General features: G+C 55.0%; 13 protein-coding genes. 5 read left to right on the top strand and 8 right to left on the bottom strand.

Annotated elements, in window-relative coordinates:
* Nucleotides 1-100: 100 nt before the first annotated feature.
* Nucleotides 101-976, top strand: coding sequence for a carboxylate/amino acid/amine transporter (locus ATG98_RS06535; RefSeq protein ID WP_098424389.1), 876 nt, complete (start codon nt 101-103; stop codon nt 974-976).
* Nucleotides 977-1,092: 116 nt separating this feature from the next.
* On the top strand, nt 1,093-2,490 hold the full coding sequence (locus ATG98_RS06530) for a sodium-dependent transporter (RefSeq protein ID WP_098420103.1): 1,398 nt from the start codon (nt 1,093-1,095) through the stop codon (nt 2,488-2,490).
* Nucleotides 2,491-2,705: 215 nt separating this feature from the next.
* Here ATG98_RS06530 and ATG98_RS06525 read toward each other — a convergent pair whose 3' ends face one another.
* Together ATG98_RS06525 and ATG98_RS06520 are read right to left on the bottom strand one after the other, a co-directional pair.
* Complete coding sequence (locus ATG98_RS06525; RefSeq protein WP_098422446.1) at nt 2,706-3,068, bottom strand: type II toxin-antitoxin system PemK/MazF family toxin; 363 nt, start codon at nt 3,066-3,068, stop codon at nt 2,706-2,708.
* Nucleotides 3,068-3,328 (bottom strand): MazF family transcriptional regulator, encoded by a 261-nt coding sequence (locus ATG98_RS06520; RefSeq protein WP_098422445.1) that lies wholly within the window; start codon nt 3,326-3,328, stop codon nt 3,068-3,070. The genes ATG98_RS06525 and ATG98_RS06520 overlap by 1 nt, the downstream gene beginning before the upstream one ends.
* A gap of 461 nt (nt 3,329-3,789) precedes the next feature.
* On the opposite strand from ATG98_RS06520, the gene ATG98_RS06515 reads away from it, so the two are divergent.
* From ATG98_RS06515 to msrA, 3 genes are all read left to right on the top strand, one after another.
* The gene (locus ATG98_RS06515) at nt 3,790-4,491 is read left to right on the top strand and encodes a response regulator transcription factor (protein WP_098422444.1); all 702 of its coding nucleotides are present in this window, start codon (nt 3,790-3,792) and stop codon (nt 4,489-4,491) included.
* Nucleotides 4,492-4,493: 2 nt separating this feature from the next.
* Nucleotides 4,494-5,993, top strand: coding sequence for an ATP-binding protein (locus ATG98_RS06510; RefSeq protein ID WP_098420098.1), 1,500 nt, complete (start codon nt 4,494-4,496; stop codon nt 5,991-5,993).
* An 80-nt stretch (nt 5,994-6,073) separates the two neighbouring features.
* Complete coding sequence (msrA, locus tag ATG98_RS06505; protein ID WP_098422443.1) at nt 6,074-7,273, top strand: peptide-methionine (S)-S-oxide reductase MsrA; 1,200 nt, start codon at nt 6,074-6,076, stop codon at nt 7,271-7,273.
* A 34-nt stretch (nt 7,274-7,307) separates the two neighbouring features.
* Here msrA and ATG98_RS06500 read toward each other — a convergent pair whose 3' ends face one another.
* From ATG98_RS06500 to ATG98_RS06475, 6 genes are all read right to left on the bottom strand, one after another.
* Nucleotides 7,308-8,045, bottom strand: coding sequence for a 3'-5' exonuclease (locus tag ATG98_RS06500; RefSeq protein ID WP_098422442.1), 738 nt, complete (start codon nt 8,043-8,045; stop codon nt 7,308-7,310).
* Nucleotides 8,035-9,921 carry a putative nucleotidyltransferase substrate binding domain-containing protein gene (locus tag ATG98_RS06495; RefSeq protein ID WP_098420093.1) on the bottom strand — a complete coding sequence of 629 codons (1,887 nt, stop codon included), beginning with the start codon at nt 9,919-9,921 and terminating at the stop codon, nt 8,035-8,037. Before ATG98_RS06495 ends, ATG98_RS06500 begins: the two co-directional genes overlap by 11 nt.
* 270 nt (nt 9,922-10,191) lie before the next feature.
* Nucleotides 10,192-11,187: a gluconate operon transcriptional repressor GntR gene (gene gntR / locus ATG98_RS06490; protein WP_098422441.1), complete on the bottom strand. Its 996-nt coding sequence runs from the start codon at nt 11,185-11,187 to the stop codon at nt 10,192-10,194.
* Between the two features lie 17 nt (nt 11,188-11,204).
* Nucleotides 11,205-11,744: a gluconokinase gene (locus ATG98_RS06485; RefSeq protein WP_098422440.1), complete on the bottom strand. Its 540-nt coding sequence runs from the start codon at nt 11,742-11,744 to the stop codon at nt 11,205-11,207.
* Nucleotides 11,745-11,757: 13 nt separating this feature from the next.
* On the bottom strand, nt 11,758-13,038 hold the full coding sequence (locus ATG98_RS06480; RefSeq protein WP_098422439.1) for a TRAP transporter large permease: 1,281 nt from the start codon (nt 13,036-13,038) through the stop codon (nt 11,758-11,760).
* A 2-nt stretch (nt 13,039-13,040) separates the two neighbouring features.
* Nucleotides 13,041-13,634: a TRAP transporter small permease gene (locus ATG98_RS06475; protein ID WP_098422438.1), complete on the bottom strand. Its 594-nt coding sequence runs from the start codon at nt 13,632-13,634 to the stop codon at nt 13,041-13,043.
* Nucleotides 13,635-13,698 lie beyond the last annotated feature (64 nt).

Raw genomic sequence — 13,698 nt, 5'->3', positions numbered from 1 at the left:
TAGGCGATGGCCAGACAGAATACCAAGGCTTTTTTGCGTCCTGTAATCGGTCGCAAAAGCAGGTAAAATGTCGCCCTTCATTTTTGTCGGCGCAGCGGGTATGGGTTTTTTGGTATTTGTTACTGTTCTCTGGGCGTTTTCGTTCAGTTTGATCGGCGAGTTTCTGGCGGGCAGGGTAGACAGCTACTTTGCCGTTCTTACCCGGGTGTTACTGGCGGCGCTGGTGTTTTTACCGCTTACCCGCTGGCGCGGTGTGCCTGATGGGCTGAAAAAAGGCATTCTGGTCAGCGGTATGCTGCAGTTTGGCATTACCTACGTGTGCCTGTACCAAGCTTTTAGCTATCTGTCGGTGCCAGAGGTACTGTTGTTTTCCATCTTCACCCCTCTGTACGTGACCCTGGCGGACGACGCCCTGAACCGGCGTTTTTCCCCGGCGGGGCTGGTGGCGGCCGCAGTGGCCACCCTGGGCGCCGGCGTTATTCGTTATGATGGCCTGAGTGAGGATTTCATCACCGGTTTTTTATTGCTGCAGGTGGCCAATATCACCTTTGCCGCGGGCCAGGTGGGCTACAAACACGTGATGGCACGCTACCCCTTGCCCATTCCGGCCTGGCGCACCTTTGGTTATTTTTTCTTTGGCGCCTTAATTGTGGCGCTGCCGTCGTTTCTGATGTTTGGCAACGCCGACAAGTTGCCCGCCACACCCACGCAGTGGGGCATTCTGGCCTGGCTCGGGCTGGCGGCATCGGGCCTGGGTCTGTTTCTGTGGAACCGTGGCGCCTGCTACGTTGACGCCGGCACCCTGGCGGTGATGAATAATGCCCTGGTGCCTGCCGGTTTATTGGTGAATCTGCTGATCTGGAACCGCGACGCAGATATTCCGCGCCTGGCTGTGGGCGGCGCTATTATTCTGGCGTCTTTGTGGCTGAACTCGTGGTTACGGGTTCGCTGGAGCGGGGCTGAAGGCAGAATCTGAGCAATTGGCTGGCATCAGCTGGCCAGTGCTGGCAAAATTCCGCCACAAGAGTCCTAGCCTGAACCAGGGCGATCCTTTTTAAACTCATTCTTTAGCCCAAAGCACAGGACAAGAACATGACTCAGTCGAAAACGACCTCGGGCAGCAACACAGGTTTGTCCCGTGGTCTCTGGTCCTCCCGCTTCGCCTTTATTCTGGCGGCAACCGGCTCTGCCGTTGGCCTTGGCAACATTTGGAAATTCCCTTATGTAACCGGTGAGAACGGCGGTGGTGCCTTTGTACTGGTGTACTTATTGTGCATCGCTGTTATCGGTGTCCCGATCATGATGGCGGAGGTGTTCATTGGCCGCAACGGTCGCCACAACCCCATCACCAGCATGCGCCTGGTGGCCGAGCGTAACCTGAAATCGCCAGCCTGGCGCATTTCGGCGGTGATCGGCATGATCGCGGCTTTTGCCATTCTGTCGTTCTATTCGGTGATTGGTGGCTGGGCGGCGTCTTACGTTGGCCATGCGGCCATGGGCGACTTTACCGGTGGCACTGCGAAATCCATTGGTGATCTGTTCGGCGGTCTGTTGGCCAGCCCTGTGCAGCTGCTGGCTTGGCACACTGTGTTTATGGCACTGGTGATACTGGTGGTGTCGCAGGGTCTGAAGAGTGGCCTGGAGCGCGCCGTGACTATTCTAATGCCGGCGTTGTTCCTGCTGTTGCTGGTTGCGGTGGGTTATGCCACGACGACCGGCCATTTCGGCGAAGCCGTCAGTTTTTTGTTTACGCCAGACTTTTCAAAACTAACCATTGAGGGTGTTCTGATTGCTCTGGGCCACGCGTTCTTTACCCTCAGTCTTGGTATGGCCATTATGATGGCCTACGGTTCCTACCTCGGTAACGATGTTCCGGTGGGCCGTACTATGGTTACCGTAGCCTTGATGGACACCGTGGTCGCTCTGCTGGCTGGCTTGGCCATTTTTCCGGTGGTCTTTGCTAATGGTCTCGAGCCCAGCGCCGGCCCCGGGCTGATTTTCCAGACCTTACCGCTGGCGTTCGGCAACATGCCGATGGGCGGCCTGTTTGGCACACTGTTCTTTGTGTTGCTGCTGTTTGCTGCCTGGACGTCCGGCATCTCGCTGCTGGAGCCGGTGGTGGAATGGGCGGAAGAAAATACCAATATGAACCGCACCGGCAGTGCCATTGTGGTGGGCATACTGTGCTGGTTGTTAGGTATCGCCTCGATTCTGTCGCTGAACGTGTGGTCAGATGTGGCTCCGCTGGGTATGTTCGCAGCGTTTGAAGGCAAAACCATTTTTGACCTGTTGGACTACTTCACCGCCAACGTCCTGCTGCCGCTGTCGGGCTTGCTAACCGCCATCTTTGTCGGTTGGTTTGTGGCGAAAGAGTCGCTGAAAGCAGACCTGAATTTGCACGGTGCCACTTTTGCGCTGTGGCTGAATCTGCTGCGTTATGTAACGCCCGTCGCGGTTGTGATTGTATTTGTTTACAACCTGTTAGGGTAATTAGCGGAAGAAAGAGAAAGCCCGGAAGGCGGCGATGCTTTGCGGGCTTTAATCGGCCGTTTTAATTGAAGGGGATAGGCCGAGACGATTACAATGAAATGGCCAGGCAGGGGCAAAACGCAAGACCTTACCCCTTCACCTGACCGGTAGGCTCCCAGTCGATTTGACGGGCACTCATTCTGTACAGATTTCAGCCCTATTGAGCCAGTTTTCACTTACTCAATGAATTTCTCAATCACGCTATCCGCTCCAATAAGAGGAATAATGCGGACCAAAACCTGATCCATCACGCCGGTTTCAGCCTTGGTGATGAAATTAGCCTTACGGTCTTTCCAAGACAGCGTTTGAATGAGGCTTGAAGCAACCACAGAAGGCTTATCCAAGTTACCTACAGCAACCTCTGTCGTGGTGCCGCGAATGCTGGTACTAATCGGGCAACAAATCAGGAGTCCGGTCTGCATGTTGTACTGCTTCGACGATAGCACCAGTGCTGGCCTATATTTGCCGACCTCTTTGCCTTTGATCGGCTCGAAATCCAGCCAGATGATTTCATTGCGATCAGGGATGTACTGTGCCATTAAACCCCCATTTCAGCAGCTGAGGGTTCAGCAATTTCATCAGCATGAGCGCCGTGAGCATCGAGTCCAACGAGCAGGTCTGCCTCGGAAAATGGTAAATTGATCTTGTGTGAAGCTTTCTCTACTGCCTCGATAACAATCTTCCCTGCCTTTACATCAATGCGGATAGGGCTGGATACGTCCAGCCTTGCTTGAGCTAAGATTTTACTGGAAAGTCGAACAGCAGCACTGTTACCCCAACGCTTAACTTCACTTTGCATAAAAACTTCCTAGGTTTTTGTAGCTACGAATGTATCTACTTTAATTCGTGGTCATGCGCGTGTCAACAACTGTATCTACATTTCGCGCGGAGATACGCGGAGATGCGGGGTCAGGTCTTGCGTTTTGCCTCTCGAATAATCCGGCTTATGCGAGAACAATGCACTCGGAAATTCCAGTCGTAGCGATCTGGCAATTTCCTGGTTCCTTCTGTCGTTCTAATTGAGGCGGGAAAGGCCGAGACGATTACAACGAAGTGGCAAAGCAGGGGCAAGACGCAAGACGCAAGACCTTATCCCGTCACTAAGAAGCCTTTTACCCTAGCTCCAGGTGCGAAGCTGCCAAGCTGTCAGGTTCTAACTTTCTCTTGGTGGCCTGCGGTGACCGGTTTGTGACGTTTTCGGGTTAGACTGAAAACGGTAACCTCTTAGGCCTGCAGTCCAGACAAACGAGCCCCAGCACCATGACACGCAGCGTACTGATTATTGAAGACAACCCCGCCATCGCCGAACTGGTGAGCATGCAGGTGGGCGACCTGGGCATGACACCAGTGCTGGCGAACCGCGGCGATGATGGTCTGGCACGTTTTCGCCAAGGTGGCATCGATCTGGTGGTTCTGGACCTGATGCTGCCGGGCCTTGATGGCCTGGCGGTGTGCCGTGAAATCCGCACCGCACCAGATTACGTGCCCGTGCTTATGCTGACCGCCAAAAGCACCGAGCTGGATCGGGTGCTGGGGCTGGAAATGGGCGCCGACGATTATCTGACCAAGCCTTTTAGCGTGGCCGAGCTGGGCGCCCGTATAAAAGCTCTGTTTCGTCGCGGAGACGCCTTTTCGGCACGCGCAACAGTCACGCCAGAAAGTCGCGTAATTGAGGTTGACGGTCTGCGTATAGACTCGTCGCGGCGGCGGGTATTTGTAAAGGATGCCGAGGTAGAACTGACCGCCCGCGAATTCGATCTGCTTTGGCACTTCGCCAGCCATCGCGGCCGGGTGTTCAGCCGCGCTCAGCTATTGGATGCTGTGTGGGGCTACAACCACCAGGGTTACGAACATACGGTGAATACCCACATCAACCGTTTGCGTAACAAAATCGAAACCGATCCCGCCGAACCGCTCTATGTGCAAACGGTATGGGGTGTTGGTTACAGGTTCCAGGACTGACCATGGCTCTACCTCTGTTGCGAACACTCTACGCCCGCCTGGCCTTGGGTCTTTTTCTGCTGTTGCTGGTCATTGGCACCTTGTTCAGCGCCCTGAGTTTTTACTCGGTTCGTGAATACAGTGCCGCAGTAAACCACCAGCTCAACCGTGATTTGGCCAGTCGTTTAGTCGCTGACCGTAATCTGGTAAGCGGTGATCAAATCAACCATCGCGAGCTGGAACGCCTGTTTGATCTGTACATGAGCATCAATCCCAGCATTGAAATCTACCTGTTGGACTTACAGGGCAAGATAGTTTCGTTTTCTGCCAATCCCGACAAGATCAAGCGCAATCAAGTGTCTTTGCAGCCAATTCAGACCTTGCTGACCAATCCTGACGTGTACCCATTGCCCGGCGACGACCCCCGCAGCCACGATCGCCGCAAAGTGTTCTCGGTGACGCCCGTGCCCAGCGCGGACAACCCGAGTGGTTACCTCTATGTAGTGCTGCGAGGTCAGCAGTACGATTTTGCCGAAAGCATGGTGCACAGCAACCGCTTGCTAAAAATGGCCGCGGGCGCGCTGACCTTGAGCCTGGCGGTTGGTTTGCTGGCAGGGTTGGTGTTTTTCCGCCTGCTGACCCGGCGGTTAACCCGGCTGACCGCGCGGGTTGAAGGCTTTGAGGCAAAAACGGATAGGGATTTAGAGCCCCAGGCGCCGCAGGTGCCCGGCGAACGGGGTGATGATCTGGATTACCTGAGCCTGCGCTTTGACGCCATGGCACATCGTATTGCGGGTCAGCTTGAACTGTTGAAAGATAAAGACCATCAGCGCCGCCAGCTTGTAGCTCAGGTATCACACGATTTACGCACGCCTTTGGCCGCTGTGCAGGGCTACCTGGAAACCCTAAGCCTAAAACAGGACACCCTGGATCTTGATCAGCGCCGTCGTTTTCTGGCGATTGCCTTGGGGGAAACCCGCCGCCTTGGTCAATTGGTAGACGAACTGTTCGAGCTGGCTGCTCTGGATGCCCGTGAAAAGCAGCCTAACCCTGAATGCTTCATGGTGGCCGAGCTGGTGCACGACGTGGTGCAAAAGCACACCCCTGGCGCCGGGCAGAATAGCGTAAGCCTGAGTATTGGGACGGTTGAGCCCGCCATGGTAAACGCCGATATTGCGATGACCGAGCGGGTCCTGGACAACCTGATCAGCAATGCCGTCAACCACTCACCGGCGGGCACTAAAGTGCGGGTGAGCGTAGCGGCAGACGCAACCGGTGTGAGTATTTACGTGGCAGACTCCGGCCCGGGCATTGATGAACAGGCCCTGGCACACATTTTCACCCCGTTCTATCAGGCGCCTGGCGCTAACCGCAGCGGCCACGCCGGGCTTGGGCTGGCCATAGCGCGGCGTATGGCAGAACTGCAGCAGGGCCACATAACGGTGCACAATCGCCCCGCTGGCGGCGCGGAATTTTTATTCTGGCTGCCTTTGGCCGACGAAAAACAATCCACGCCGTTATAAATTCGTAACACTATAGGAACGTTTTGGTGATCCCTCAGGTTTAGGATGATCATTGAACACTACTTTTCAGGAGCTCTTTTATGAATCGCAAATTTCAAGCTGTGCTTGTTGCGGTTGTTATAGCGGCCAGCGGCGCGTTTTACGCAGCCTTTGCCTCCGCTGAGAAGAACACCGCTGTGAGCAACCCCTATGCGCCTGCTGACCCGAACCTGGCCGTGGCAACTGTGGCCGGTGGCTGTTTCTGGTGTGTGGAATCCGGTTACGAGAAAATCCCCGGCGTGGTAGAGGCGGTTTCCGGCTACGCTGGCGGTGAAACCCCAGACCCGACCTATCGCTCGGTGTCTTCTGGTGGCACCGGCCATACCGAAGCGGTACAGGTGTATTACGACCCGCAACAGATTACCTATGAAGGGCTGTTGCAGGGCTTGTGGCGGATGATGGACCCGACGGATGATCAGGGCCAGTTCGTGGACCGCGGTACCCAGTATCGCCCGGCTATTTTTTATCACAACCAAGAAGAAAAGCAGAAAGCCGAAGCGGCCAAAAAGGCCTTGCAGGAATCTGGTGTATATGACAATCCGGTGGTGATTGAGATTGTTCCGGCTGGCACCTTTTACCCGGCGGAAGACTACCATCAGGATTACTACAAAAAGAATCCGGTGCGCTACAACTTCTATACCTTTAATTCTGGCCGTTATCAGTTCATTGAAAAAGTGTATGGCTCAGATTACGAGCTGGACTTCAGTCAGTTCAAGCCAACTGCCAACAATACTGAAAGCGTCGGTCAGAAAACGGTAAAGGCGTCTGGTGCGAGTGCAGGATTTAATCCGGACGCGTTTGTAAAGCCGCAGCAGAACGAGCTGAAAAAGTTACTCAGCAGCGTTCAGTACAACGTGACTCAGGAAGACGGCACCGAGCGCCCGTTTAACAACGCCTACTGGGATAACAAAGAGCCCGGGCTTTATGTAGACGTGGTATCCGGCGAGCCGCTGTTTTCTTCCCGTGATCAGTACAAGTCTGGCACCGGCTGGCCCAGCTTTACCCGCCCGCTGGACCAGGCAATGGTGAAGGAGCATGAAGATCGCGGCTTCTTTACGACTCGCGTTGAAATTCGCAGCAACTATGCAGATTCCCACTTAGGGCACGTGTTTGATGACGGCCCGGCTCCTACCGGCAAGCGTTACTGCATGAACTCAGCGTCTATGCGTTTCATTTCGCTGGCGCAGATGGCCGATGCTGGCTACGGCGATTTTATTGGCGCGGTAGAACCCGTTAACTGAGCTTTTTAGCCAGACGCCATGTTCAGGCGTGACATCAAAGCCACAGATCGCTCACCGGTGTTTGCGCACCAAAATGGTGGGCGATTTGTGCTTGTAGCAACTCTGCGGTGGCAATGGCGTCCATCAGGGCGTTGTGCGCGGCATAGTGGGGCAATCCATAACGTAAACGGCTGTCTGCCAGGCGAATAGACAGCGGTTTTTGGCCCCGCCAGCTTTGCCAAAAGGTGGGCCGGCGGTCTGGGTGCAGGTGCGCTTCTATGGCCATAGTATCCAGCAGCGGAAACTGAATCCCCTCCTGCAACCGGTAGCGCAAAGCCACATCCAGAAACGGCCGTTCGATATCGCGGTAATGCACCACCGGCAAGCGCCCCGCCAGACATTCCAGTAACTCTGGCAAAATGTCGGCCAGATCTGGCGCCTGCTCCAGGTCGGCGTGGGTAATACCGTGAATCGTTACTGAGGTCTGATGTAAAGCAAGCCTCGGCTTCACCAGCCAGTGGCGGGCACCGCTGAGCTGTATACCCTCCAGAGTAAAGGGGACTAGACCTACGCTTATGATGGAATGTTCGGTGGCGCTTAACCCGGTGGTTTCAAAGTCCATCGCCACCATCGGCACCTGTGATAAAGGCCTATTCGCGTCGCAGCAGCCGGCCTGGTAAAAAGCCTTCAACAAGGGGTTGTTAGTGGCCTCTGTCAGGGCCTGATAACGGTCGGGCCAGGGCACATTGGCAAAGGGCTGGGACGGCGGGGTATCCATTTCTTCAAGAGACATTGCGAGCAATCTGCGCGTTGTAGCGATACTTCAGAAATTTCTGGGCGTTACTGAGCACCTGAAAAGCGTCTTTCAGGTGGCTCCGCTCGAAAGGCGAAAGATCCTGCGGGCGCACGTTATTGTCCGGCTCGCGCCCGGCTTCAATAGCCAGCGCCTGATGGCGAATACGTACAATGGCGATAAACTCCAAAGCATCCCGCAGATTACCAATGCCGTCGTCCAGAATCAGGCGGGTTTTGCCGATGGCTTCCAGGCGCTCGAACGAATTCTGGGCCTTGGAGCCACAAGCCAGTGCGTGTATGCGAATAAGGTCTGACAGCGGCGCCGTGCCACGGCGTTTCAGATTAAAGGTCTTGCTGTGCTTGCCATGCTTACCGTCTTCTTCCATCACGAAATTACGGAAGAAACCCAAAGGTGGCGTACGATTCAAAGCATTGCGCGCCATCATTGCCAAAAAGCGCTGGCTGTTTGACGCCTTTTGCGCTACCAGAGTTTTTAGCTGCTCGGCAAAATCGGTTTCCCCGTAAATACCGTCAAGATCAAAAAAGATATTGCTATTAAGCAGGGCCCGGGCCTGGGGGTTATCAATCCAGTCGCTAAAGTAAGCTTTCCAAACTTTCAGCGGTTGGCGCCAGCGTTCATTGGTGGCCATGATGTCACCCGTGCAGTAGGTGTAGCCGCACTCGGCCAAACCGTCGCTGGCAAATTTCGCCAGTTCCAGAAAATAAGCGTCGTGTTCCTCCGCTACAAAGCTGTCGTCCAGAATCATGGCGTTGTCTTGATCGGTCACCACCAGTTGTTCATCACGCGCCATAGATCCCAGGGCCATAAAGCAATAGGGCACGGGTGGTGGTCCCAGCTTTTCCTCGCCCAGTTCCAGCAGCCGTTGGGTGAAGCTACGGCCAATACCCGCCATGGCACTGCCAATCATGTGCGAGTTGGCGTCTTCATTCACCATGCGCACGAAGCTGTCGCGTACTTCCAGGCTGATTTTCTTCAGGCCTTTTACGTTGATTTGGTGGTAAATATCACTGACCAGATAAAGGCTGCTCTGGCTTTCATATTTCACGATGTCAGACAGCGCGATCACGCCGCGCACTTCGTGATCGTCCATCACCGGCAAATGGTGCACGTTATTGTGCAACATGGTCAGCATGGCTTCAAAAATATAGTGGCTGGCCGGTATGGTGATCAGCCCTTCGGTCATAATATCGCTGATCGGTGTTTCCGACGGTAGGGCCTCCGTCACCGCCCGAATGCGAAGGTCACGATCGGTAATAATACCTTTTAGCCGCGCTTGGTCGCCTTCGCCGTCCATCAGCAGCAGCGCCGATACGCTGTTTTCAGTCATGATTCGGGCCGCTTCCTGCAGCCTTACGGTATAAGGTGCAGACACGGTTTTGCGTGAAATCAGCCGGCTTACCCGCGAGGTCATCAGCTGGTTGGACTTTTCCCGGCGCGATACCGCGGAGCGCAGGCGGCTGCGGTCTTCAATTTCCACGTAATCCGCAAAACCCTCGTCCTGTTCGAACAGATAGTGGAAGGTCTCTGCCGGAATACGGTAAATCAGGCTGTCTTCAAGTACGGTAGCCGGAAAACGCACGTGTTTGTTCATCAGCAGGCCAAATTGGCCGAAGATTTCACCCTCACCAATCCGGTTATACAGTTCGCCCGAGCGTCGAAAAATCTCCACCGCGCCGCTGCGCACGTAATACAGCGCCTTGCTGGGATCGTTGATGCGCAAAAGCTCGGTGCCGGCACGGGCGTAAACAATCTCGATGGTTTCGGTAACACGGTTAACCAGCTCCTCCGGCATTTCGTTGAACGGCGAATGCTGTAAAAGGTGGTTACGAATGTCGATCAGTTCAGCCTGCATGCAGCCCCCGGATTGGATTGAGTAGTGCCTGGCCAAAACTATAGCAGAAAGCACTGATTGATCGTGGGTGATGGCGCGAAAACGACAAGCGGTGCTGGACGCAGCCATGAACCTGCTTACTTTCGCCGGCTTGAAGCCGGATCGCTTGCCCGATGGAGTCACACTTCTCAGGCCTGGCATTTTCATCGCTTTCCCTGGTCAACCTGGCTTGCAGGGTGCTCTCTACAAGCCCCGTCCTTCAGGGCGGGGTAGTTGACCAGCATCGTTGCGTTATAATGTCATGCCCACTTCAATACGATAGCCTAAATCTACCACTTTCTGCGTTAGCGACTCACCGCGAATACGCGCTAGCAGCTCTCTCGCTGCCGCTTCGCCGATGGCCTGACGTGGAGTGACTACGCTGGCCAATCGGGGCGTCATAACCTGCCCAACATCGTGGCCGTGAAAGCCAGCCAACGCCATGCGTCCAGGCACGTCTACGCCACGTCGCTGGCACTCGAAATAGGCCCCGACCGCGACGTCATCGTTGGTGCAGAAAACGCCATCTGCCGTTGGGTAATCAGCAATGACCTGCTGAAGCAGCGCTGCCCCAACGCTGTATGAAGAGCGCTGGGTGCTTTGCAGGGTGACGGGTGTTAATCCGTGCTTTTCCATGGCGCGGCGATAGCCCAGCTCGCGCTGTCGGGTACGCTCATCCAGGCGCACCGCCAGGTAAATCACCTGGCGTCGCCCGCGGCGAATCATCTCGCTAACCATATCGAACGCGGCTTGAACGTTGTCATAGCCCACCGCCTGCTGCAGCGGAGGACGGTGGGTGTCCATGATTTCAACAATCGGGATACCGGCGGTTTCCAGCATGCGCAGGCTGCGCGGGGTATGGTCACGATCGGACAGAATCACCCCATCGACGTTATAGGAGAGCAGCGAGGCCAAACTACGCTCTTCAAGCTCGGGGCTATAACCGTAGTGAGAAAGCATCAGGTGATAGCCCGCCGGCTCCGTTAGCGTCTCTATGCCCACAATGACATCGGCAAATACCTGGTTGGTGAGAGACGGTACCAGCACTCCTATCGAATGGCTGGTTGCTCTAGAGAGCAAATCAGGCGCACGGTTTGGAATATAACCAATCTGTTCAGCAATCAAGAAAATGCGATCACGAAGGCCTTCCGAGACCGTTTCAGGGTCGCGCAGGCAGCGGCTTACCGTCATTTTGGTAGCCCCTACATGGTCAGCGATATCCTGTAGAGTCGGGCGTTTTTTCTTCAAAAGGGTAACTCCAATGCCTATCTCTCCCTGTAGCTTGGCGTGGGGCCAGGTAGCGCCAACGTGGCATAAAATTGATCAACGATTTCCTTGGGCGACAAAGAAATCGAAGCGTTGAAAGCTTCCTTGTCACCGGGGGGCTCCAGATCGGCCAGTTGACTGGCCAACATGGTATCGCCTTTGAAAAAGTGGCCTGCACGGTTTTCCAAACGTTGCAGCAGCAGCTCCCGACGGCCCTCTAAATAAAGAATATGCAGCGCCGGGTCACCTTCGCGCAAACGGTCGCGATAACGTTTTTTCAACCCTGAACAGGCAATCACCAGCGATAAATCCTGCCTTTGATAGCCTGCCAATAACGCTGCCAGCGTATCCAGCCACTCGCTCCGGTCATTGTCATTGAGTGGTATGCCGCTGGCCATTTTAGCAACATTGGCGGGTGAATGGTGATCGTCACCGTCAATAAACGTCGCCCCCGCGATTAGCGCCAACTGACGGCCAATATGCGACTTACCCGAGCCGGACACACCCATCACTAAAATACGATGCGAGAGGGTCTTCACAGAAGCTCTCCTATTAATTGCCGCGCACCGCGGTCAGGTCAGGCAGCCAGGTAACGATGTCCGGGACGGCAATCAGAATCACCAGCACGACGAGAAGTGCAGCGTAATAAGGCAACATGGCTTTGACTAGAGACTCCATGGAGACCTTGCCCACGCCGCAACCTACGTAAAGGCAGGTGCCCACCGGCGGGGTTAATAGCCCAATGCCTAATACAAACGCCATCAGTACGCCAAAGTAGGCCGCATCGACGCCCACTGAGGTCACAATAGGCGCCAGCATGGGCGCCATGATCACCATCGCTGGGGTTAAGTCCATTACAAAGCCAATTAACAGCAGCAAAAAGGCAACAATTAATAGCAGCAGAAATGGGTCTTGAGTGATCGTCTTGACTTGGCCGACCAGGGTTTGCGGCACCATATTGATGGTTAAAAACCAGGCAATCACCGTCGCAAACGCCAGCAGCATCATCACCATGCCGGTCAAACGCGCAGTGCGAATCAGCATGCCGCCGAGCTCTTTGAGCTTGAATTCACGATAAACCACCAGCGAAATAGCCAGCGCATAGAGAAGTGCTGCTACGGCGGCTTCCGTGGCAGTAAAAACGCCGCCGATAATACCGCCAATCACAATGATCGGCAGCACTAATGCAAGCCAGGCCGCTTTAAAAGCCTTCCAGAGACGATCCCAACGGAACTTTCGCACACCGCCGCCTTGCTTGGTGGCGAGAATATACGTGGTCACCATCAGCGCAAAGCCAATCAGTAATCCTGGAATAATACCGGCGATGAATAGGCGGCTGATGGACGTTTCGGTGACGATACCGTACAGAATGAGCGGAATCGACGGCGGAATAATGATCCCGATCACCGATGACACGGTATTGATTGCTGTGGCATTGGCCGCGGTGTAACCCTGCTCTTTCATCGAAGGAATCATCATCGCGCCGGTGGCCGCCGTATCAGCCACCGCTGAACCACTGATGCCGCCGAAGAACATTGACCCGGTGATGGCTACCTGCCCCAACCCGCCACGCATAAAGCCGACCAGCGCGCCAGCCAACTCCATCAAACGGCGAGCGATGCCGCCATGACTCATCACCTCACCCATTAAAATAAAGAACGGGATCGCCAGCAATGGAAAGCTGTTAACACCGCGAATAGACTGCTCGATCATGATCGACAGCGGAATATCAGAGAGCACCGCCATCACCAGTGCCGCCACGCCCAAGCCAAAGGCAATGGGTAGCCCAATAACAATAGAGACCAATAAAATAGCCAGAAAAATCCACAGCATGATTAACGTTCCCGCTCTGGGCGGCGAATAACGTTCAGGCTGACCCACATCCGCCAAATCGATACCGCCGCAATAAAGATGACGCATAGCACCAGCGAAAGGCTGATAAAACTCAGCGGCACGTCCATAATCGCCGAACGTCCACTTGAACGCGTCAGCACTTGGTAACCACCCCAAATCATCACCACCATCAGGCCGGTAATAATCAGGTGCTGCAGGAGATAAAGCATATGCGCCGTGCGCAGCGGCAGGCGCCGCACCAGTGCGTCGACGGCAATGTGCTCATAGCGGGAAAACGCCGCGGCGGCGCCGATAAATACCAGCCATATAAACAGCATACGTGCCAGCTCATCTGCCCACGGCAGCGAGTTATTAAACAGCGCACGACCGACCACGTTGCAGGAAACGGACACAATCAACGCGACTAAAATGGCGCCGATCAGATACTCCATACCTAAGGTGAGCCAGCGAAACAGCGCCGGGCCTTGGTGGGTATCAGTATCGATTTCCAATAGCTTGCGGTTGGGGTCGTCCAGATACACCGATGGATCTTCGATCGGCGAGGGATCATCAGGGGGCGTAGAGGAGGGTGACATAGGAGCTCCAAGGGCACTGACACGTTGGGCAGGCACAATGCCTGCCCGATGGCGCGCTAAACCT

The sequence above is a fragment of the Marinobacter sp. LV10R520-4 genome (assembly GCF_002563815.1).
GTDB lineage: Bacteria > Pseudomonadota > Gammaproteobacteria > Pseudomonadales > Oleiphilaceae > Marinobacter.
This window is presented reverse-complemented; position numbering and strand designations above follow the sequence as displayed.

Coding starts and splice junctions, on each gene's coding strand:
- ATG98_RS06535 (WP_098424389.1), top strand. CDS start 101: ATGGGTTTTTTGGTATTTGTTACTGTTCTCTGGGCGTTTTCGTTCAGT.
- ATG98_RS06530 (WP_098420103.1), top strand. CDS start 1,093: ATGACTCAGTCGAAAACGACCTCGGGCAGCAACACAGGTTTGTCCCGT.
- ATG98_RS06525 (WP_098422446.1), bottom strand. CDS start 3,068: ATGGCACAGTACATCCCTGATCGCAATGAAATCATCTGGCTGGATTTC.
- ATG98_RS06520 (WP_098422445.1), bottom strand. CDS start 3,328: ATGCAAAGTGAAGTTAAGCGTTGGGGTAACAGTGCTGCTGTTCGACTT.
- ATG98_RS06515 (WP_098422444.1), top strand. CDS start 3,790: ATGACACGCAGCGTACTGATTATTGAAGACAACCCCGCCATCGCCGAA.
- ATG98_RS06510 (WP_098420098.1), top strand. CDS start 4,494: ATGGCTCTACCTCTGTTGCGAACACTCTACGCCCGCCTGGCCTTGGGT.
- msrA (WP_098422443.1), top strand. CDS start 6,074: ATGAATCGCAAATTTCAAGCTGTGCTTGTTGCGGTTGTTATAGCGGCC.
- ATG98_RS06500 (WP_098422442.1), bottom strand. CDS start 8,045: ATGTCTCTTGAAGAAATGGATACCCCGCCGTCCCAGCCCTTTGCCAAT.
- ATG98_RS06495 (WP_098420093.1), bottom strand. CDS start 9,921: ATGCAGGCTGAACTGATCGACATTCGTAACCACCTTTTACAGCATTCG.
- ATG98_RS06480 (WP_098422439.1), bottom strand. CDS start 13,038: ATGCTGTGGATTTTTCTGGCTATTTTATTGGTCTCTATTGTTATTGGG.
- ATG98_RS06475 (WP_098422438.1), bottom strand. CDS start 13,634: ATGTCACCCTCCTCTACGCCCCCTGATGATCCCTCGCCGATCGAAGAT.